19 protein-coding genes and 1 other RNA gene are annotated in these 21325 nt (G+C 65.2%); 10 read left to right on the forward strand and 10 right to left on the reverse strand.

What is annotated here, in order from left to right:
* Positions 1-120 precede the first annotated feature (120 nt).
* Positions 121-1587, forward strand: a complete 1467-nt coding sequence (ubiD, locus tag VC352_RS23105) for a 4-hydroxy-3-polyprenylbenzoate decarboxylase (RefSeq protein WP_322981843.1) — start codon at positions 121-123, stop codon at positions 1585-1587.
* Positions 1587-2555, forward strand: a complete 969-nt coding sequence (locus VC352_RS23110) for a CDP-6-deoxy-delta-3,4-glucoseen reductase (RefSeq protein WP_322981844.1) — start codon at positions 1587-1589, stop codon at positions 2553-2555. Before ubiD ends, VC352_RS23110 begins: the two co-directional genes overlap by 1 nt.
* A 61-nt stretch (positions 2556-2616) precedes the next feature.
* Here the strand turns inward: VC352_RS23110 and VC352_RS23115 are convergent, their stop codons facing one another.
* Positions 2617-3597, reverse strand: coding sequence for an NADPH:quinone oxidoreductase family protein (locus tag VC352_RS23115; RefSeq protein ID WP_322981845.1), 981 nt, complete (start codon positions 3595-3597; stop codon positions 2617-2619).
* Positions 3598-3752: 155 nt separating this feature from the next.
* Here VC352_RS23115 and VC352_RS23120 point away from each other — a divergent pair, with 155 nt between their 5' ends.
* Complete coding sequence (locus VC352_RS23120; RefSeq protein ID WP_322981846.1) at positions 3753-4157, forward strand: flagellar basal body-associated FliL family protein; 405 nt, start codon at positions 3753-3755, stop codon at positions 4155-4157.
* Between the two features lie 59 nt (positions 4158-4216).
* Here VC352_RS23120 and VC352_RS23125 read toward each other — a convergent pair whose 3' ends face one another.
* From VC352_RS23125 to VC352_RS23165, 9 genes are all read right to left on the reverse strand, one after another.
* Positions 4217-5341 (reverse strand): ABC transporter permease, encoded by a 1125-nt coding sequence (locus VC352_RS23125; protein ID WP_322981847.1) that lies wholly within the window; start codon positions 5339-5341, stop codon positions 4217-4219.
* A 1-nt stretch (position 5342) separates the two neighbouring features.
* The gene (gene rbbA, locus VC352_RS23130; RefSeq protein WP_322981848.1) at positions 5343-8078 is read right to left on the reverse strand and encodes a ribosome-associated ATPase/putative transporter RbbA; all 2736 of its coding nucleotides are present in this window, start codon (positions 8076-8078) and stop codon (positions 5343-5345) included.
* On the reverse strand, positions 8075-9145 hold the full coding sequence (locus VC352_RS23135) for an HlyD family secretion protein (protein ID WP_322981849.1): 1071 nt from the start codon (positions 9143-9145) through the stop codon (positions 8075-8077). Before VC352_RS23135 ends, rbbA begins: the two co-directional genes overlap by 4 nt.
* Positions 9146-9229: 84 nt before the next feature.
* On the reverse strand, positions 9230-11068 hold the full coding sequence (locus VC352_RS23140; RefSeq protein WP_322981850.1) for a diguanylate cyclase: 1839 nt from the start codon (positions 11066-11068) through the stop codon (positions 9230-9232).
* Positions 11069-11119: 51 nt separating this feature from the next.
* On the reverse strand, positions 11120-11569 hold the full coding sequence (locus VC352_RS23145; RefSeq protein ID WP_322981851.1) for an EVE domain-containing protein: 450 nt from the start codon (positions 11567-11569) through the stop codon (positions 11120-11122).
* A 369-nt stretch (positions 11570-11938) separates the two neighbouring features.
* Complete coding sequence (locus tag VC352_RS23150) at positions 11939-12541, reverse strand: 5-formyltetrahydrofolate cyclo-ligase (protein WP_322981852.1); 603 nt, start codon at positions 12539-12541, stop codon at positions 11939-11941.
* Positions 12542-12599: 58 nt separating this feature from the next.
* Positions 12600-12778: non-coding RNA, 6S RNA (gene ssrS / locus VC352_RS23155), on the reverse strand.
* Between the two features lie 68 nt (positions 12779-12846).
* Positions 12847-13155 carry a cell division protein ZapA gene (locus VC352_RS23160; protein WP_322981853.1) on the reverse strand — a complete coding sequence of 103 codons (309 nt, stop codon included), beginning with the start codon at positions 13153-13155 and terminating at the stop codon, positions 12847-12849.
* A complete protein-coding gene (locus VC352_RS23165; RefSeq protein WP_322981854.1) occupies positions 13152-13361 on the reverse strand; it encodes a TIGR02449 family protein in 210 nt (69 codons plus the stop codon). Before VC352_RS23165 ends, VC352_RS23160 begins: the two co-directional genes overlap by 4 nt.
* A gap of 179 nt (positions 13362-13540) precedes the next feature.
* Here VC352_RS23165 and VC352_RS23170 point away from each other — a divergent pair, with 179 nt between their 5' ends.
* The 7 genes from VC352_RS23170 (at position 13541) to VC352_RS23200 (ending at position 21076) form a co-directional block, all read left to right on the forward strand.
* Entirely contained in the window at positions 13541-14095 is a 555-nt protein-coding gene (locus VC352_RS23170) for a YecA family protein (RefSeq protein WP_322981855.1), read from the forward strand.
* A gap of 22 nt (positions 14096-14117) precedes the next feature.
* A complete protein-coding gene (pepP, locus tag VC352_RS23175; RefSeq protein ID WP_322981856.1) occupies positions 14118-15452 on the forward strand; it encodes a Xaa-Pro aminopeptidase in 1335 nt (444 codons plus the stop codon).
* A 4-nt stretch (positions 15453-15456) separates the two neighbouring features.
* The gene (gene ubiH / locus VC352_RS23180) at positions 15457-16641 is read left to right on the forward strand and encodes a 2-octaprenyl-6-methoxyphenyl hydroxylase (protein ID WP_322981857.1); all 1185 of its coding nucleotides are present in this window, start codon (positions 15457-15459) and stop codon (positions 16639-16641) included.
* A gap of 16 nt (positions 16642-16657) precedes the next feature.
* Positions 16658-17875 (forward strand): 2-octaprenyl-3-methyl-6-methoxy-1,4-benzoquinol hydroxylase, encoded by a 1218-nt coding sequence (locus VC352_RS23185; protein ID WP_322981858.1) that lies wholly within the window; start codon positions 16658-16660, stop codon positions 17873-17875.
* A 40-nt stretch (positions 17876-17915) separates the two neighbouring features.
* Positions 17916-18227, forward strand: coding sequence for a YceK/YidQ family lipoprotein (locus tag VC352_RS23190; protein ID WP_322981859.1), 312 nt, complete (start codon positions 17916-17918; stop codon positions 18225-18227).
* A gap of 94 nt (positions 18228-18321) precedes the next feature.
* Complete coding sequence (locus VC352_RS23195; protein WP_322981860.1) at positions 18322-19323, forward strand: extracellular solute-binding protein; 1002 nt, start codon at positions 18322-18324, stop codon at positions 19321-19323.
* A 136-nt stretch (positions 19324-19459) separates the two neighbouring features.
* On the forward strand, positions 19460-21076 hold the full coding sequence (locus tag VC352_RS23200; RefSeq protein WP_322981861.1) for an iron ABC transporter permease: 1617 nt from the start codon (positions 19460-19462) through the stop codon (positions 21074-21076).
* Positions 21077-21325: the final 249 nt, after the last annotated feature.

The following is a 21325-nucleotide window of genomic DNA, read 5'->3' on the forward strand; positions in this document are numbered from 1 at the left end:
CTGCCACAAGGCCGGGGAAACCCGGCCTTGTCGTATCCGGAGGCTTTCAAGCCTTCTGAAAGCCCCACTTCGGCGCTAAACTTTGCGGTCACTCAAGCCTGTCCGACACGAGGCTCCTGCATGCAGTATCGCGACCTGCGCGACTTCATCCGTGAACTGGAAAAGCGCGGCGAACTCAAGCGTATCCAGACCCCGGTTTCGCCCATCCTGGAAATGACCGAAATCTGCGACCGCACCCTGCGCAAGGGCGGCCCGGCGCTGCTGTTCGAGAAACCCACCGGCTTCGACGTGCCGGTGCTTGGCAATCTGTTCGGCACGCCCAAGCGCGTGGCGCTGGGCATGGGCGCCGAAGACGTTTCCGAGCTGCGCGAGATCGGCAAGCTGCTGGCCTTCCTCAAGGAGCCGGAGCCGCCCAAGGGGCTCAAGGACGCCTGGAGCAAGCTGCCGATCTTCAAAAAGGTCATCTCCATGGCGCCCAAGGTGGTCAAGGACGCGCCCTGCCATGAGGTGATCGAGGAGGGCGACGACGTCGACCTCGGCAAGCTGCCGATCCAGCATTGCTGGCCTGGCGACGTGGCGCCGCTGATCACCTGGGGTCTGACCATCACCAAGGGCCCGAATAAAGAGCGGCAGAACCTCGGCATCTACCGTCAGCAGGTGATCGGCCGCAACAAGGTGATCATGCGCTGGCTCAGCCACCGTGGCGGCGCGCTGGACTTCCGCGACTGGTGCAAGACTTACCCGGATAAGCCCTATCCGGTCTGCGTGGCGCTCGGCGCCGACCCGGCGACCATTCTCGGCGCTGTCACGCCTGTGCCCGATACCCTCTCCGAATATGCCTTCGCCGGCTTGCTGCGCGGCCATCGCACCGAGCTGATCAAGGCCCGTGGCAGCGACCTGCAGGTGCCTGCCAGTGCCGAGATCGTCCTGGAAGGCGTGATCCATCCGGGCGAGACCGCGCCGGAAGGCCCGTACGGCGACCACACCGGCTACTACAACGAGGTCGACACCTTCCCGGTGTTTACCGTCGAGCGCATCACCCGTCGCCGCGATCCGATCTATCACAGCACCTACACCGGCCGGCCGCCAGATGAGCCGGCGATTCTTGGCGTGGCGCTGAACGAAGTGTTCGTGCCGATCCTGCAGAAGCAGTTCCCCGAGATCACCGACTTCTACCTGCCGCCTGAAGGCTGTTCCTACCGCATGGCGGTGGTGACCATGAAGAAGCAGTACCCCGGCCACGCCAAGCGCGTAATGCTGGGTGTGTGGTCGTTCCTGCGACAGTTCATGTACACCAAGTTCGTTATCGTCACCGATGACGACATCGACGCACGGGACTGGAATGACGTGATCTGGGCGATTACCACGCGCATGGACCCCAAGCGCGACACGGTGATGATCGACAACACGCCGATCGACTACCTCGACTTCGCTTCGCCGATCTCAGGCTTAGGCTCGAAGATGGGCCTGGATGCCACTCACAAGTGGCCAGGTGAGACCACGCGTGAGTGGGGCCGCGCCATCGAGAAGGATCCGGCCGTGGTGGCGCGTGTCGACGCGCTGTGGAGCGAGCTGGGAATCGATTGATGAACGTCACCCTGCAACCCTCTGGCATCACCCTGGCCCTGCAGCCTGGCGAATGTATCCTCGATGGCGCCCGCCGTCTGGGCTACGACTGCCCGCAGAGCTGCCGCAACGGCAATTGCCATATCTGCGCTGCCTTGCTGGTGGAAGGTCGCGTACGGCAGAACGGTGTCGAGCTGGATCATGGTGAGCTGTTCACCTGCCTCGCCGAGCCGCTGCAGGATTGCGTGCTGCACTGGGATGGCGTGCTCGCCCCCGGTGAGTTGCCGGTGCGCGAGCTGAGCTGTCAGGTGATCGAGTGCCAGGACGTGGGCGGCGATGTATGCCGTGTGCGCCTGCGTACCCCGGCCGGCAAGGCGCCGCGTTATCACGCTGGGCAGTATCTGCTGTTGCAGCGCCCGGATGGTGAGATGGCGGCTTTTTCCCTGGCCTCGGCGCCGCATGCCGGCCGCGAGCTGGAGCTGCATATCCTCGCCCGTGAGGACAGCAGCATCGCCTTGCTGCAGCACCTGCGTAGCACCGGCATGGCCCGCATACAGATGCCCTATGGCGACACCCACCTCGCCGAGCTGCCGGACGGCCCGCTGGTGCTGATCGCTGCAGGCACCGGCATGGGCCAGATGCACAGCCTGATCGAGCACTGCCGCGCCGCCGGTTTTGCCCACCCGGTGCACCTGTACTGGGGCGCGCGTCGGCCCGAGGACTTCTATGAGCTGCCGCACTGGGCCGAATGGCAGCAGTTGGACAATCTGCACCTGCATCAGGTGGTCAGTGATCAATGTGGCTGGCAGGGTCGTTGCGGCCTGCTGCATGAAGCGGTGCGCGAAGACTTCCCCGACCTCAAGGCCTTGCACGTCTACGCCAGCGGCTCGCCGGCGATGGTCTATGCCACGCTCGATGCGCTGGTCGAGGCCGGGATGGATGCGCACCAGATGCGCGCTGACGTGTTCGCCTACGCGCCGCGTTCATAGTGGTAGGCCGGGTGCAACCCGCCACTGATTGATTCGGCGGGTTGCACCCGCCCTACGCACTTCAGCGAACGGTCACCACCACCTTGCCCACGGCCTTGCGCTGGCCGAGGGCATCGATCGCTTCGCCGCCGCGCTCCAGTGGGAAGGTCTGCGACACCAGTGGCTTGAGCTTGCCTTCGGCATGCCAGGCGAACAGTTGCTGGAAGTTCGCGGCGTTGTCCTGCGGCTGGCGCTGGGCGAACGAACCCCAGAATACGCCGATCAGTGAGGCGCCCTTGAGCAGGGGCAGGTTGGCTGGCAGCGCCGGGATGCCGCCGCCAGCGGCGAAGCCCACCACCAGGAAGCGGCCGTTCCAGGCGATGCTGCGGAAGGCTTCCTCGAACAGCGGGCCGCCGACCGGGTCGTAGATCACATCGACGCCCTGGCCGCCGGTGAGGCGTTTCACTTCGTCCTTGAGACTTTGCTCGCTGTAGTTGATCAGCTCGTCGGCGCCGGCGTTGCGCGCCACTTCCAGCTTCTCGGCACTGCTCGCGGCGGCGATCACCTTGGCGCCCATGGCCTTGCCGATTTCCACCGCCGCCAGGCCGACGCCACCGGAGGCTCCGAGCACCAGCAGGGTTTCGCCTGCCTGCAGGTTGGCGCGCTGCTTGAGGGCGTGCATCGAGGTGCCATAGGTCATGCTGAAGGCGGCTGCGGTGGTCAGATCCATGCTCTTGGGCACCGGCAGCACGTTGTAGGCCGGCACGGCGACCTCTTCGGCGAAGCCGCCCCAGCCGGTCAGCGCCATCACCCGATCACCGGCGCGCAGGTGGCTGACCTTCTCGCCGACGGCCTTGACCAGGCCCGCTACCTCACCGCCCGGCGCGAAAGGGAAGGGTGGCTTGAACTGGTATTTGCCCTCGATGATCAGCGTATCGGGGAAGTTGACCCCGGCAGCCTGCACCTCGATCAGCACCTCGTTCTTCTTCGGTTCGGGGCTCGGCAGGTCTTCCAGTACCAGGGTGTCGGCGGGGCCGAAGGCTTTGCACAGCAGGGCTTTCATGAAGGTCATTCCTCTTGCAGGGTGCCTTGCAGTGTAGAAAGCACCTGCTGCGGGTCAACGACGATGCCCGAGCCTGATAGCCCGGCATAAGCGCCGGGCTTGGGTGCTAGCCTGTGGATGGCTATGCTAGGCAGATCCCAGATGGAGTGCCTGCCGTGAAACTGTTGACCGCCCTGTTGTTGAGCCTGTCGATCTGCCTACCTGCCCTGGCCAACTCGGAGAAGAAGGAAGAGGTACCCACCACGCTCTACTACAACCTGACCCCGGCGCTGATCGGCAACCTGGCTGATCAGGGAGCGCGGCTGAAGTTCTACAAGGCCGACGTGTCACTGCGCGTCACCGGCACCGAGGCCGAAGACAAGCTCAAGCTGCATGAGCCGCTGATCCGTCATCAGTTGGTGATGCTGTTCTCGGCGCAGACCAGCGACGTGATCAACGCCCCGGATGGCCGCGAGAACCTGCGCCAGGAAGCCCTGAAAAAAGTGCAGGACGCGATCAATGCCGAAGAAGGCAAGCCGGTCGTCGAAGATCTGCTGTTCAACAACCTGATCATTCAGTAGCCGTTAGTCCTGCAGGCTTCACGAAGGCCGCACGCAGTGGCCTTCGCGGCTGAAGCCGCTTACGCCATCTGCGCCAGGGTCTTGCGAAAGCGCGTCAGCGCGGCGAGGAAGAACAGCGTGCCGATTGCCACGATGGCCAGCAGCTGTGGCCAGACGATGGCCAGCCCCGCACCGCGATAGAGAATGGCCTGGGCCAGGTCGACGAAGTGGGTCGTCGGTGCGGCGAGCATGATGTGCTGCACCAGCTCGGGCATGCTCTCGCGTGGCGTGGTGCCGCCGGAGAGTATCTGCAGCGGCAGCAGTACCAAGATGATCAACAGCCCCAGCTGTGGCATCGAGCGTGCGACGGTGCCGAAGAAGATGCCCATCGAGGTGGTGGCGAACAGGTGCAGCGCCGCCCCCAGCAGGAACAGGGTGATGGAGCCTTCGATCGGCACCTGCAGCCAGCCCTGTACCACCAGCAGTAGCGAGAGCGCGGCGGCTGTCAGCACCACCAGCCCCATCGACCAGACCTTGGCCAGCATGATCTCCAGCGGCGTCACCGGCATCACCAGCAGGTGCTCGACCGTGCCGTGCTCGCGCTCGCGGATCAGCGCTGCGCCGGTGAGGATGATCGACAGCATGGTGATCTGGTTGATCACCTCCATCACCGAGCCGAACCAGGCGCGCGTCAGGTTCGGGTTGAAGGCCACGCGCATCGCCAGTTCGGCCTGCTGCGGCAGGCTGGCGCGGTAGCGACGGACGAATTCTGCGATCTCATCGGCCGCGATGTTCTGGATGTAGCCGGCGCCGGTGAAGGCCATGCTCACCTGAGTGGCGTCGACGTTCAATTGCACGGCTGGCGAGCGCCCGGCCAGCAGGTCGCGCTGGAAGTTCGGCGGGATGTTCAGGGTGAAGGTGTAGCGCCCGGCGTCCATGCCCCGATCCATTTCGCTCAGGTCGATGTGTTCCGGTGTGCGGAAGAACGGTGGCTGAAAGGCCTGCACCAGGCGTTGCGAAAGCTGCGAGCAATCCTCGTCGACCACCGCGATGGCCGCGTTGTGCAGGCTCTCCGGCATGCTGGTGGCTGAGGAATAGACGCCCATGCTGAAGGCCCAGACGATCAGGAGCAGCAAGGCGTAGTCATGCTGCAGGCTGCGAAACTCCTTGAACCCCAGGTGCAGGATATTGGCCAGTCGGCGCATCTCAGGCCTCCTGCTTCTTCAGTAGGCTGACGCACAGCGCCAGCAGCAGCGGAATGGTCAGCGCCAGCGGGATGAAGTAGCCGTACAGCTCGCCGAGGCCAAGGGCCTTGGAGAATACGCCGCGGCTGATCACCAGAAAGTGCGAGGTGGGGTAGAGCTGGCCGATCACGGCGCCGGCGCCTTCCAGCGACGACACCGGGTAGATCAGCCCGGAGAACTGGATGGCCGGCAGCAGGGTGACGATGGCGGTGCCGAATACGGCGGCGATCTGGCTGCGGGTAAAGGTGGACATCAGCAGCCCCAGCGCGGTGGCGCAGCCGATGTACAGCACGCCGCCGAGCAGCAGGGTCAGTGGGCTGCCCTTGAGCGGCACGTGGAACACCGTGACCGCCAACAGCACCAGCAGGACGAAGTTGAGCAGGCCCAGGCCGATATAGGGCAACTGCTTGCCGAGCAGGAACTCCAGGCGGGTCACCGGGGTGACATAGAGGTTGATGATCGAGCCCAGCTCCTTCTCGCGTACCACGCCGAGTGCGGTGAGCATGGCCGGAATCAGCATCAGCAGCATGGGGATCACCGCCGGCACCATGGCCTTGAGGCTCTCCACGTCCGGGTTGTAGCGGTAGCGCACTTCCAGCCTGGCCGGGCTGGCGGCCGCCGTTTGCGGTGAGCGCCGCGTCAGCTCTTCCAGGTAGGCGGCGTGAATGCCCTGCACGTAGCCCTTGATGGTTTCCGCGCGGGTGGGCATGGCGCCGTCGATCCAGATGCCGACTTGCGGTACGGCGCCACGCTTGAGGTCACGGCCGAAGTTCGGCGGCAACTCCACCGCCAGGCTGATCTCGCCGCTGCGCAGGCGTCGTTCGAGATCGGTGTAATCGCTCAGTGGCGGTTTCTCGATGAAGTAGCGCGAGCCGGAGAGGTTGAGCACGTAGTCCTGGCTGGTGGTGGTCTGGTCGCGGTCGAGCACGGCGAAGGTCAGATCCTCGACATCCAGGCTGATGCCGTAGCCGATGATGAACAGCAGCAGAACGGTACCGAGCAGCGCCATGCTGCCGCGAATCGGGTCGCGACGCAGCTCCAGCGATTCGCGGCGGGCATAGCTGAGCAGCCGGCGCAGGCTGAAGCGACGGCGCAGGGCGGCGCCAGCGCCGGCAGGAGGTTCGTTGACCTGCGTCGTGTCGTCGGCAGCGGTGGCGTTGCCTGCGGCTTCCTCCAGGTAGGCGATGAAGGTTGCTTCCAGGGTCGGCAGGCCGCGCTTTGCCATCAGGCCTTGCGGCGTATCGCTGTCGAGCACCTTGCCGGCATGCATCAGTGAGATGCGGTCGCAGCGCTGCGCCTCGTTCATGAAGTGGGTGGAGATGAAGATGGTCACGCCATCGCCACGCGACAGGTCGAGCATCAGTTGCCAGAAGCCGTCGCGCGCGATTGGGTCGACCCCCGAGGTGGGCTCGTCGAGGATGAGGATTTCCGGTTCGTGGATCACCGCCACGGCCAGCGACAGGCGCTGGCGAATGCCCAGCGGCAGGCGTTCGGGCAGCATGTCCATGACCTCGCCAAGATCGAAGCGCTGGGCCATGGCATCGACGCGCTCGCCGATGCGTTCACGCGGCACGTGGAACAGTTGCGCATGCAGCACCAGGTTCTGCCGCACCGTCAGCTCGCTGTACAGCGAGAAGGCCTGGGACATGTAGCCGACGCGCTGGCGTGTGGCCATGTCGCTGGGGTCGATGGCCTGGCCGAACAGCAGCGCCTCGCCCTCGCTGGCCGGCAGCAGGCCGGTGAGCATCTTCATGGTGGTGCTCTTGCCGCAGCCGTTGGAGCCGAGGAAGCCGAAGATTTCCCCGCGCTCGATACGGAAGTTCACTCGATCCACCGCGACGAAATCGCCGAAGCGGCAGGTCAGCCCGCGCGCCTCGATGGCGATGTCGCCATTGCCGGCATTGCTGCGGGGCGGAATCTGCAACTGCTGGTGGCCTTTGCGCTTGTCTTCCGGCAGCAGGGCGATAAAGGCGGCTTCCAGCTCGCTGCAGGCGGTGCGCTGTAGTAGCTCGGCGGGGCTGCCTTCGGCCAGCACACGTCCATCGTCCATTGCCACCAGATGGTCGAAGCGCGCCGCTTCCTCCATATAGGCGGTGGCCACCAGCACGCTCATTTGCGGGCGCTGCTGGCGGATACGACCGATCAGCTCCCAGAACTGGTTGCGCGACAGCGGGTCGACGCCGGTGGTGGGCTCGTCGAGGATCAGCAGATCCGGGTCATGGATCAGCGCGCAGCACAGCCCGAGCTTCTGCTTCATGCCACCGGAGAGCTTGCCCGCCGGGCGCTCGCGAAAGGGCGCCAGGCCGGTGCTGCGCAGCAGGTCGTCGATGCGCGCGGCGCGTTCGGCGGCGCCCTGGCCGAACAGGCGGCCGAAGAAGTCGAGGTTCTCCACCACTGACAGCGTGGGGTAGAGATTCTTGCCCAGACCCTGCGGCATGTAGGCGATCTGCGGGCAGACGTTGCGGCGATGCGCGCCGCTGGCCATATCGCCACCCAGCACTTCGACCTTGCCGTCCTGAATCTTCCGTGCGCCGGCGATCAGCGCCAGCAGGCTGGACTTGCCGACGCCGTCCGGGCCGATCAGGCCGACCATGCAGCGCGCCGGGATGCTCAGGTCGACGGCATCCACCGCGCAGGTGGCGCCATAGCGCAGCGACACCCCCTGCAGGCGGGCGACGGGCTCGGCCGTAGCGTTCATTGCGGAACCTTGATCGCCAGATTTTCGGGCCAGGCCACCTCAGGATCGAGGCGCAGGTAGGCCATGCCCGGCACGCCGGTTTTCACCTGGGCCAGGTGTTTCTGCAGCAGTTCAGGATCGATGCGTGCCTTGACGCGGAACATCAGCTTCTCGCGCTCGTTGGCAGTTTCCACCGTTTTGGGTGTGAACTGGGCGACGCTGGCGACGAAGCTGACCTTGGCCGGAATCACGTACTGCGGCACGGCGTCGATCACCAGACGCACTTCGCTGCCGAGGGCGACGCGACCGGCCAGGCGCTCGGGCAGGAAGAAGGTCATGTAGACGTCGGTGAGATCCACCAGATTGAGCACCTTGCCACCCGCGCCAAGCACTTCGCCTGGCTGTGCCACGCGGTACTGCACGCGACCTGCACGCGGCGCGCGCAACTGGCTGTCATCGATATCGGCCTGCAGGCGCTCGACGCTGGCGCGGGCCGCCTCCACTGCCGAACGGGCTTCCTCGACCTGAGCCTGGGCGGCACTGATACCGGCACTCGCCGAGGCGACCTGAGCATGGGCAGCGGCCAGGGCTGCCTGGCTGCTCTGCAGGCGCGCCAGGTCATCATCGAGCGTCTGCTGCGGCAGGGCGTTGCGTTTGACCAGGGTGGCGCTGCGCGCATGGCGCTTCTGCGCGGCGTCCAACTCGGCCTGACGCTGGCGCACCACGGCTTCGGCGCTGAGCTTCTCACTCTCGCGCAGGGTGACCTGGGCCACGGCGGTACGCTCGGCATTCTCGGCCTGGCGCACCTGGGCCTGGGCCTGCTGCAACTGGGCATCGAGCACCTGGGTGTCCATGCGCGCGACGACCTGGCCTGGCTCGACGAAGGCGCCTTCGTCCACCTCGATGCTGGCCACACGCCCGGCCAGCTTGGTGGCCACGTCCACTTCGGTGGCTTCGATGCGTCCGTTACCGCTGGCGAAGCCTTCGCCGAGGCCTGTGGGGCGCAGCTCGAACCAGAGCAGGGCGGCGAGGGCGGCGCAGGCACAGAGGATCAGGGCGCGGGTGACAAGGCGTTGATTGAGGCTCATGGCGCGACGGCTTCCTTGGCTGACTGCGGTCAGTATGGACAATGCGCCGCGCGGCCATGCTGATATGAGTCAAATCGTCGCTGCCTAGTCGGTTATTTCGTGCCAGGCCTCGGTGCGGTTACGGCCTTTGTGTTTGGCCTGGTACAGCGCCTGGTCGCAGTGCGCAAGCAGCTCGCCTGGGCGGTCGTCCTGCACCGGCTCGGCAGCCGCGATACCGATGCTCAGGGTCAGGTGCCCAAGTGGGCTGCCCGGATGGCCGATATGCAAGTCGGCGATGGCGGTATGCAGGCGCTCGGCGACCTGTCCGGCGCCGACGTGATCGGTGCCGGGCAGGATCACCACGAACTCTTCGCCGCCGTAACGGCAGGCGATATCGCCCTCACGTTGCAGGCTGCCTTGCAGTACCTCGCCGACCTGGCGCAATGCGTCATCGCCGGCCAGATGACCGAGGGCATCGTTGTAGGCCTTGAAGTAGTCGATATCCACCATCAGCAACGCCAGTGGCGCGGCGTTGCGCCATTGGCTGCGCCACAGTGCCAGCAGTTGCTGGTCGAAGTAGCGGCGGTTGTACAGACCGGTCAGGCCGTCCAGCTGCGACAGGCGTTGCAACTGACCCTCCAGCTGCAGGCGCTCGCTGTTGTCGCGTGACACGGCAATCAGGTACTCACGGTCGTGCAGGCGCACCAGCTGGGTGTTGATCTCGGCGGGCTGGCGGCTGCCATCACGGCGAATCAGTTCGCGCTGGAAGATCCGCGTCAGGTTGTCGCGTTGGGCCTGATGCGCTTGCTCCAGCCAGCGGTGAAAGCCGGGTATCAGCTTTTCCGGCGCGTCGCGCAGCAGCTCGGCGAACTGTTCGGCGCGATAGCCCAGGCTGGCGTACGTGGCCTGGTTCATGTGCAGCAATTCGCGGGTCGCGGTATCGAAGATGAACAGGCCGTCGTGGCTGAAGTCGGTGAGATCGAGCACCAGTTGCAGGCGCTCGCGGTTCTCGCGCAGACGCTGCTCGATTTCCTCGCGCCTGTGGGCTTCGATCTCCAGCAACTGGTTGGCGTGCTGCTGGGCTCGCGCGCGCAGGCCGTTTTGCAGGGCCAGCGCCAGGGCCGCGACCAGCAACAGGCTGATCACCAGACCGCTACCGAGCACCAACTGCGGCAGCGGGGTTTCGAGCTGGGCGAGCAGGGCGGGTGTCGGGCTCAAATAAAGGCTGAAGTTCTGGTTGTTGAGCAGATTGAGGGTGACCGCGCGCCCTGGTGCGTCCGCTCCGCTGGCCTGGGCGTGGCGATAGATCGGCTGGCCGTGCTCGAGCAGCTCGACGGTGAAGGTGCCCTGGTCTAGATGGGTAAGCAGCTGATCCATCAAAGGCTTGACGCGAAAGACCCCCTGCAGGAAGCCATCAAAGACTCGCTTGCCGTCCTGCGTGCGATACAGCGGTGTGTAGAGGATGAAACCACGGCCGCCCTGCACCAGTTCGAAACTGTTGGAAAAGCGCTGTTCACCGCTGTCGCGCGCCTGCATGGCCAGGGCGTAATTGGGGTGGCTGGGCTCGAGACGGAAATTGATCGCGGCTTCGTTGCCCTTCACCGGCAGCAGCCAGTGCATGCGCAGCTCCGGGCCCTGCCACTGGATCGACTGATAGGCGGGGAAGCCTGCCAGGGTGCGATTGACTTCCTCTTCCCAGCTGGCGCGCGGCAGACGATCGAAGGTGTTCCACAGGCGGGCGATGCGTTCCAGGCTGGCGACCTCCTGTTGCAGCGAGTTTTCCAGTTGGCGTGCCAGGCTGCGCGCCTGGTAGTCGATGCGCTCGTCGATACGCTGCTGCTGTTCGCGGGCGAGCTGGTACCAGAGCAGCGTGCTGGAGCCGCAGAGCAGAATCAGCAGCAGGGCCAGCGCCACACGCGCTGGCCAGGCGGAAGGGGCCGTCATGGCAGGGCTCCGGCAAGGGGGCGATATTGAGGGTTCACGGCTGCAGTCGAGTCAGCGCATGGCCAGGATCGCCTGCCACTGCGCTTCGCTGACCGGCATCACCGAGAGGCGGCTGGCACGTTGCACCAGCGGCATTTCCAGCAGCAGCGGGTTGTTCTTCAGCGCCGGCAACGGCAGCACGTCATCGAAAGCTTCGACGAAGGCAACGTCCAGCGCGCTCCAGGGATTCTTCTCTGCGCTGGCCTTGGCATCGTGGTAATGACTCTGAGGGTCGAGCGCCGTGGGGTCGGGGTAAACCTCGCCGACGATGCGGGCGATACCGGCGATGCCTGGGCGCGGGCAACTGGAGTGATAGAAGAAGAACAGGTCATCCGGTCGCATCGATCGCATGAAGTTGCGCGCCTGATAATTGCGCACGCCATCCCAACGCGTCGTGCCGAGGCGTTCGAGGTCATGGATGGACAGTTCGTCGGGTTCAGATTTCATCAGCCAATAAGGCATGAACTTTGCTCCTGCAGGCGTGTCCGTTGGCGGACATCAATTGAGGGTAGACCGTCCGACGACCGGTTGGCGTCAGAAATTGCGAAGCGTTGTCAGCTGGCGGAAAATGCCCGGCTAAACGCGGGGGACGTCGGACTAAATAGAACAATAATGCCGCGGTTCACGCGCAGAATTGCCTGGAAGGGGGAGGCAATCAATGAAACGCAAGCCAGATCTATTGTGGGTTCTCGTCATACTGTTCGGCCTGGGCATGGTTACCACGGGTTACACCCAGAGTCTCCTGGATCGTCAGAGCGACGTTCCAGCCAAGGTTTCGCAGCAGCCCTAGGCCGCTCCGAGTCTCAGCGCCGCAGGGAGTGCGGCACGCTTCTAGTCGCGATACCACGCCTTGTTCGTCACCGTTGCCTGCAAGGGCACATCCCAGCTGGCCATCGCCAGTGCATCCACTCGCTGACATTCGTGCGCCAGGCCCAGTAGTGTCGGCTTGTGCCAATTCTTGCGCTGGCGCAGATAGGCCAGGCTGCGGTCATAGAAGCCGCCACCCATGCCGAGGCGTCCGCCTCGGTCATCGAAGCCGACCAACGGCAACAGCACCAGATCCAGCGCCCAGATCTTGCGCTGGCGGGCCGGTTGCGGCCTGGGTTCGAGGATGCGGAAGCGATTACCCGCCAGTTTCTCGTGCCGAGTGATGCGCTGGAACACCATCTTGGTGCGTGGCCAGGCACTGAGCACCGGTAGGTAGGTGCGCTTGCCGCGCCGCTGGGCTTCGCGCAGCAAGGGGCGCGGGTCGATCTCGCCGTCGTTGGGCAAGTACAGAGCGATGTGTCGGGCTCGGCGAAATTGCGGCTGTTGTGCCAGTTGACGGTACAACCCCAGGGCGGCCTGGCGTTGGGCGCTGGTGGACAGCGCCCGGCGTTTTTGGCGCAGCAGGCGACGCAGCTGCGCACGGCTCAAACCGGCAGATTCGATCATGATTGGCTATCGCGCTGGTGAAGGCGCCGGCGCCGAGTGGCGCGGGCGAGAGAAGGAGTGACTCCCCGGCATGCCGCTGTCGGTTTAGCCCTTGAACCCGAAAGTTCAAGGTGGAGGTTGCAGGAGGCGTTAAGGCTTTCCGTCAGGCGGACATGCACACCGGCCCCAACTTGCAACCCCCGTGGTTGTGCGTATCGGCTCAGGGACATCACCGACTGGCGCACACTCCAGGGAGCGGTGGCCAGTATACCCGATGAGAGCGGCTTGCGGGCACCGCACGACGAATCGGCCTGCATGCCGGGTGATCAGGGCGCTTTGGGATCGTCGGTGAGGGCCTGATCGACGCGGTCGAGCAGATCACGCACCTGCTGGCGGGTCGAGCTGGCATCCATGTCCAGGCGCTGTTGCTTGTGCAGCAGATCATGGGTGATGTTCAAAGCGGCCATGACCGCGACGCGGTCGGCGCCGATCACCTTGCCGCTGGTGCGGATCTCCCGCATCTTGCCGTCCAGATAGCGGGCGGCGCTTTCCAGGTTGGCGCGTTCTTCCTGCGGGCAGGCGATGCAATATTCTTTGTCCAGGATATGGACGGTCACGGTTTTGGATTGGGTCATGTGTCCTGCTCCAGGGCTTTGAGGCGCGAAATCATCGATTCGACCTTGTGCCGGGCCAATTCGTTCTTCTCGATCAGATGGGCACGTTCCTCGCGCCAGGCCTGTTCATTCGCCAGCAGGAGTCGGTTGTGGGCCTTGAGCTGCTCGACCCGCTGGATCAGCAGCTCCAGTTTGGTGGTCAAAGCTTGCAGGTCGGCGTCTTCCATGGGCTCTCGCTACGGGAGGGAATGGCTGGACTATATAGGCGTGTCGCGCCAGCAGGTCAAACCAGCTGGCGAACAGGCCGCGTGCACCCAGGCGGCCGCAGATGGCCTTGGCTCGCCTGGCGGTGCTAGGATACGAGGCCTCCATTCTAGAGATTGCGCCGCCTGGCGCCTAGCTGCCCATGTCGACTTCCCGTTCTCCCTACGCCGCCTTCGCCGCTCTCTTGAGCAGCGCGGGGCACACTGTCTCACCCGCCGAATTGCACGGCCTGCTGCTCGGGCGCAGTTGCGCTGGCGCCGGCTTTGAGCCCGGCCCCTGGCTGGTCGATGCCGCCGAGTTGCTCGGTGGCGAGCCACAGGACAGCGTACGCCAGGCGCTGATCGGCCTGCAGGAGATGGTCAAGGGCGAGCTGTGCAGCGAAGACATCACCGTGGTGCTGTTGCTGCCGGACGACGAAACGCCGCTGGCCGAACGTGCCACCGCTCTCGGCCAATGGTGCCAGGGCTTTCTCGGTGGTTTCGGTCTGACCGCCCGTGACGGCGCGCTGAGCGCCGAAGCCATGGAAGTGCTGCAGGATCTGTCCGCCATCGCCCAGGTACAAAACGCACTGGACGAATCCGAGGACGGCGAGAGCGACTATATGGAGGTGATGGAATACCTGCGCGTCGCGCCGCTGCTGCTGTTCTCCGAGTGCGCCCAGCCGGCCGCCGCCGCACCGAAACCTTCCCTGCACTGACAGTCATTCGTTGGAGCCTGCCGTGATCAGCATTCCCAAGTCCGAATATGCCCGTCGGCGCAAGGCGCTGATGGCGCAGATGGAACCCAACAGCATCGCCATCCTGCCGGCTGCGCCCGTGTACATCCGCAATCGCGATGTCGAGCACACCTACCGTCAGGACAGTGATTTCCAGTACCTCACCGGCTTCCCCGAGCCGGAAGCGGTGATGGCGCTGATCCCTGGTCGCGAGCATGGCGAATACGTGTTGTTCTGCCGTGAGCGCGACCCCGAGCGCGAGCTGTGGGATGGCCTGCGTGCCGGCCAGGACGGTGCCGTGAGCACCTTCGGCGCCGACGATGCCTTCCCCATCGGCGATATCGACGACATCCTGCCGGGGCTGATCGAAGGCCGTGAGCGTGTCTACTACGCCATCGGCTTCAATCAGGAATTCGATCAGCGTCTGATGGAGTGGATCAACCACATCCGCGCCAAGGCGCGCCAGGGCGCCACGCCGCCGAACGAATTCGTCGCCCTCGACCACCTGCTGCACGACATGCGCCTGTACAAGTCGGCCGCTGAAGTGAAGGTGATGAAGGAGGCGGCCGAGATCAGCGCGCGCGCCCATATCCGTGCCATGCAGGCCAGCCGCGCCGGGCTCTACGAATACCACCTGGAAGCCGAGCTGGATTACGAGTTCCGCAAGGGCGGGGCGAAGATGCCGGCCTACGGCAGCATCGTCGCGGCCGGCAAGAACGCCTGCATCCTGCACTACCGCGAGAACGACGCCCTGCTCAAGGACGGCGACCTGGTGCTGATCGATGCCGGTTGCGAGATCGACTGCTACGCCAGCGACATCACCCGCACCTTCCCGGTCAGCGGCAAGTTCTCGCCCGAGCAGAAGGCCATCTACGAGCTGGTGCTGAAAGCCAACGAAGAGGCCTTCAAGCACATCGCTCCCGGCAAGCACTGGAACGAAGCTCACGAGGCCACCGTGCGGGTGATCACCGCCGGCCTGGTGGAACTGGGCCTGCTTAGCGGCGACGTCGACGAACTGATCGCCAGCGAAGCCTACAAGCCTTTCTACATGCACCGTGCCGGCCACTGGCTGGGCATGGACGTGCACGATGTCGGCGACTACAAGGTCGGCGGCGAGTGGCGTGTGCTCGAGCCGGGCATGGCCATGACCGTCGAGCCGGGCATCTATATCGCCACCGACAATGACAAGGTGGCGAAGAAGTGGCGCGGCATCGGCGTGCGCATCGAGGACGACGTGGTGGTGACCAAGAAGGGCTGCGAGATTCTCACCAATGGCGTGCCGAAGTCGGTCGCCGAGATCGAGGCGTTGATGGCTGCCGCGCGCAGCGAGGCGGCCTGAGCCCATGACCCAGGTAAATCTGGCGATCATCGGTGGCGGCCTGGTGGGCGCCAGCCTGGCGCTGGCCCTGCAGGAAACCGCGCGCCAGCGTGGCTGGCGCATCGCCCTGATCGAACCTTTCGCCCCCGGCAATGCCTACCAGCCCAGCTATGACGCGCGTTCCACCGCGCTGTCCTACGGCAGCCGGCTGATCTACGAACGACTCGACCTGTGGCAAGCCATTGCCCAGCGTGCCGAGCCGATCCTGCAGATTCACGTGTCCGACCGTGGTCGTTTCGGCGCCACCCGCCTGCAGGCCATCGAAGAAGGTGTGCCGGCTCTGGGCTACGTGGTGGAGAACGCCTGGATCGGCCATTGCCTGTGGCAGGCGCTCGACCCGCAAGTCGTGCAGTGGCATTGCCCGGCCGAAGTCACCGCCATGCGCCAGATCGAGGCCGGCTACCGCCTGCAGCTGAACGATGGCAGCAGCCTCGATTGCCAACTGGCGGTGCTCGCTGATGGCGGCCGCTCCGGCCTGCGTGAGCAGCTCGGCATCGCCGTCAACCAAACGCCCTACGGTCAGAGCGCCATCATCGCCAACGTCAGCCCACTGGAAGCTCATCGCGGCCAGGCGTTCGAGCGTTTTACCGATGACGGGCCGATGGCCATGCTGCCGCTGGACGGCAACCGCTGTGCCTTGGTCTGGACGCGCGACAGCCGCGATGCCGAGCGGTTGATGAGCTTGAGCGAACGCGCCTTCCTCGACGAGTTGCAGCAGGCCTTCGGCTATCGCCTCGGCGCGTTGCGCCAGGTCGGTACGCGGCACCTCTATCCGCTGGCGCTGGTGGAAGCGCAGGAGCAGGTGCGCCCGAATCTGGTGGTGCTGGGCAATGCCGCGCACAGCCTGCACCCCATCGCCGGCCAGGGCTACAACCTGTCGCTGCGCGATACCCAGGCCCTGGCCGAAGTGCTGAGCGACAGCCAGGCTGCGCTGGGCGATTACGCCACGCTGCAGCGCTATCTGCAGCGTCAGCAACTGGATCAACAGTTGACCGTCGGCTTTTCCGACCGGGTGACCCGCCTGTTCAGTACCGCTCAGCCGCTGTTGGCCACCGGGCGCAATCTCGGCCTGCTCGGCCTGGATCTGCTGCCGCCGGCCAAGCGCTGGTTCGCCCGCCAGGCGATGGGCATGGGTACGCGAAGCCTGTGATGACCAAGGAATGAATATGCGCGCGGATTTGATCATCGTCGGTGCCGGCATGGTCGGCAGTACCCTGGCTCTGGCGCTCGAGCACAGTGGCCTGGATATCCTCATCGTCGATGGCAGCCCGCTCAGCGTGGCGCCGTTCGCCGCCGATGCACCGTTCGAACCGCGAGTCAGCGCGCTGTCGGTGGCCAGCCAGCGCATCATCGAGCGCCTCGGCGCCTGGCAGGGCATTGCAAGCCGGCGAGCCTGCCCCTATGGCGAGATGCGTGTGTGGGACGGCTCCGGCACCGGCAGCATCCATTTCGCTGCGGCCAGTGTGCATGCCGACACCCTCGGTCATATCGTCGAGAACCGCGTGGTGCAGGATGCTCTGCTCGAACGCCTGCACGACAGCCAGATCGGTCTGCTACCCGGCGCCCGTCTGGAGCAACTGCGCCGTAGCGGCGACGACTGGCTGCTGACCCTTACCGATGGCCGCCAACTGCGCGCGCCGCTGCTGGTGGCCGCCGATGGTGCCAACTCGGCAGTGCGCCGCCTGGCCGGTTGTGCCACGCGTGAGTGGGATTACCTGCACCACGCCATCGTCACCAGCGTGCGCTGCGAGCGCCCGCACCAGGCGACGGCCTGGCAGCGCTTCACCGACGACGGCCCGCTGGCCTTCCTGCCACTGGCCGGGCCGCCTGGCGAGCACTGGTGCTCGATCGTCTGGTCGACCGTGCCTGCCGAAGCCGAACGCCTGATGGCAATGGGGGACGAGGATTTCTGCCGCGAGCTGAGTCGGGCGTTCGAGTTGCGTCTGGGCCGCGTGCTGCATGCCGATAGCCGTCTGTGTATCCCTTTGCGTCAGCGCCATGCCAAGCGTTACGTCGAGCCGGGGCTGGCGCTGATCGGAGATGCCGCGCACACCATCCACCCGCTGGCGGGGCAGGGCGTCAACCTGGGTTTCCTTGACGCGGCGGTGCTGGCCGAGGTGTTGCAACACGCCGCCGAGCGTGGCGAGAACCTGGCCGACGAGCGCGTGCTGAGTCGCTACGAACGCCGCCGTATGCCCTACAACCTGGCGATGATGGCGGCGATGGAGGGCTTCGAGCGGCTGTTCCAGGCCGACCCGCTGCCGCTGCGCCTGCTGCGCAACATCGGGCTGGATCTGGTCGATGGCCAGGCCGAGGCCAAGGCGCTGTTCGTGCGCCAGGCGCTGGGGCTGTCGGGTGATCTACCGGAGCTGGCCAGGATCTGAAACACCCTTTTACCTGTCATGGATGAATGAGGAGTGTGCAATGAAGCACATGCTGCGCTGTATGTTGATGATGACGCTGGTGCTGGCCGCAGGCTGCGGCACGATGGTGGGACGCGGCGGCAAGGACGGTGCCACGCAGGTGGATACCTACAAGGGGATCAACAGCGATCTCTATCTGCTGGGTGCACGTCCTGGGCCCAGTGGCAGCGGTAATGGTGGAACGATTGCGTGCTGGTTCAGCATCGTCTGCCCGGTGCTGGTGGTCGTCTCCCTGCCGCTCGATGCGGTGATCGATACCCTGCTGCTGCCAGCCGACCTGCTGGCCACTCGCGAGCCCGAAAACGCCTTGTAACAACTGGCCATGATTGCGTGCCGCGTTTCGTTGAGAAGGTAAATAGCATTCACTACTATTCAGCCTCTTTGACGATGACCAAGAGGCTGGTTTCATGAAGGCTCGTAACGCGCTCTTTGCCGCATTCACCCTCAGCACCCTGGCGACCGCCGTTCAAGCCGCCGATGAAGTGGTGGTCTACTCCGCCCGGATCGACGAGCTGATCAAGCCGGTCTTCGACGCCTATACCGAGAAGACCGGGGTCAAGGTGAAGTTCATCACCGACAAGGAAGCTCCGCTGATCGCCCGCCTCAAGGCCGAGGGCGCCAACACGCCGGCCGATCTGCTGATCACCGTCGATGCCGGCAACCTCTGGCAGGCCGAGCAGGCCGGTGTGCTGCAGCCGACCCAATCCGCAGTGATCGACGCCAACATCCCGGCCCAGTACCGCTCCAGCACCGACAGCTGGACGGGCCTGTCGCTGCGCGCGCGCACCATCTTCTACTCCACCGAGCGGGTCAAACCGGAGGAGCTGTCTACCTACGAAGCGCTGGCTGACAAGAACTGGGAAGGCCGCCTGTGCCTGCGCACCAGCAAGAAGGTCTACAACCAGTCGCTGACCGCAACTCTGATCGAAGCCCACGGCGCCGAGAAGACCGAGGAAATCATCAAGGGCTGGGTCAACAACCTGGCCACCGATGTGTTCGCCGACGATACCGCCCTGCTGCAGGCCATCGACGCCGGTCAGTGCGACGTGGGCATCACCAACACCTACTACTATGGCCGCCTGCACAAGCAGGATCCGGATCTGAAAGTGAAGCCGTTCTGGCCGAATCAGGATGGCCGTGGCGTGCACGTCAACCTCGCCGGTGCCGGTGTGACCAAGCATGCGCCGCATGCCGAGCAGGCCAAGAAGCTGCTGGAGTGGATGACCACCCCGGAAGCGCAGAGCATCTTCGCCGGCGTCAACCAGGAATACCCGGCCAACCCGGCAGTAGCGCCTTCCGCCGAGGTCGCCTCCTGGGGCACCTTCAAGGCCGATACCGTGGCCACCGAGGTGGCGGGCAAGCGCCAGGCCGAGGCGACCATGCTGATGGATCGCGCCGGCTGGCAATGAGGCGGCTGCAGGCGGCAGGCCGAAGGTAAGCACCCAAGTCGCTGCGCCTGAAGCTTGCAGCCTGTCGCCCCCGGCTGTTTTACTTCGACGCCCCGCCTGGCCGGGGCGTCGTCTTTTCTGCCTTTGAGGAATCCGCGTGTCGCATCCCGTCCAGCGTCGCTGGTACCCCATCGTCCTTGCTGCCGTTGCCTTGGTGCTGATGCCGCTGTCCGTGCTGCTGTTCAGCTGGCACGACGTCGATACGCAGATCTGGGCGCACCTGTGGCAGACGCAGCTGACGCGGCTGATCGGCAATACCCTGACGCTGGTGCTCGGCGTCGGCATCGGCGTGACCCTGCTGGGCGTCAGCCTGGCTTGGCTGACCAGTCTCTGCGAATTCCCGGGGAGGCGCTGGCTGGATTGGGCGCTGATGCTGCCGTTCGCCATTCCCGCCTATGTATTGGCCTTCGTCTTCGTCGGCCTGCTGGATTTCGCCGGCCCGGTGCAGACGCTGTTGCGCGAATGGTTCGGCAGCGGCGTGCGTTTGCCGCGCGTACGCTCCACCGGCGGAGTGATCATCGTCCTGGTGCTGGTGTTCTACCCCTATGTCTACCTGCTTGCGCGTACCGCTTTCCTGGCCCAGGGCAAGGGGCTGATGGAGGCTGCGAGGGTGCTTGGGCAGACGCCCTGGCAAGCGTTCTGGCGCGTCGCTCTGCCGATGGCGCGGCCAGCCATCGGCGCCGGTCTGGCCCTGGCGATCATGGAGACCCTGGCGGATTTCGGCGCGGTCTCGGTGTTCAATTTCGACACTTTTACCACCGCCATCTACAAGACCTGGTACAGCTTCTACAGCCTGACCAGTGCCACCCAGCTCGCCAGTTTGTTGCTGCTGGCCGTGGCCCTGGTGCTATACGGTGAGCGCCGCGCCCGTGGTGCCGCACGCCCGGCCAACGAACGTGCCCGTGGTCAGGCGTTGTACCACCTGAGCGGCTGGAAGGCTCTGGCGGCCAGCACCTGGTGCGGCCTGGTATTCGCCTGCGCCTTCGTCATCCCCGTGTTGCAGTTGCTGGCCTGGTTCTGGCAGCGCGGGCGTTTCGACCTCGACGAGCGTTATGCCGGGCTGATCCTGCACACGCTCTATCTGGGCGCCATGGCGGCGCTGATCACCGTCAGTGTGGCGCTGCTGCTGGCCTTCGCCCGCCGTCAGGCTCCGACGCGCCTGGTGCGGGCCGGTGTGGCCTTCGGCAACCTCGGCTATGCGTTGCCGGGCTCGGTGCTGGCGGTGGCGATCATGCTGGCGTTCAGCTTTCTCGACCGCGAACTGGTGATCCCGTTGAGCAGCGCCCTTGGCGGAGCCGGCAAACCGCTGCTGCTGGGCAGCCTGGCCGCGTTGCTGGTGGCTTACCTGATTCGCTTCCTGGCCGTGGCTTACGGGCCGCTGGAAACCAGCCTGGCGCGGATTCGCCCGTCCCTGCCCGAGGCATCGCGCAGCCTCGGCGTCGGTGGTGTCAGCCTGTTCCTGCGCGTCTATCTGCCGCTGCTGCTGCCGGGGGCGCTATCGGCTGCCTTGCTGGTGTTCGTCGACGTGCTCAAGGAAATGCCGGCTACGCTGTTGATGCGCCCCTTCGGCTGGGAGACCTTGGCCGTGCGTGTGTTCGAAATGACCAGCGAAGGCGAATGGGCGCGCGCTTCGCTACCGGCATTGACCCTGGTCGCGGTCGGTCTGCTGCCGGTGATCCTGCTGATCCGTCGTTCGGCGCGGCGTTTCGGTTGATCAAGACAAACGCGGTGGGGCGGGTGCAACCCACCCGTGTCGAGGCATGGTGGGTTGCACCCGTCCTACGACCTGAAGCGTGATCGTTGGTCGGGTGACCCCCGCTGACCTTGCGGCTACAATGCGCGCCATTCGCGAGTCGGGGCAGCCCGGCAGACGTGTCGAGAAGCGCAGGCGCAGCGCCCAGTGCAAGGCGCAGCCAGGCGAAAACGGCCGGGATCGCCCCCGACTGTGCTCATACACATGAGC

The organism is Pseudomonas sp. C11 (assembly GCF_034683865.1).
Lineage (GTDB): Bacteria > Pseudomonadota > Gammaproteobacteria > Pseudomonadales > Pseudomonadaceae > Aquipseudomonas.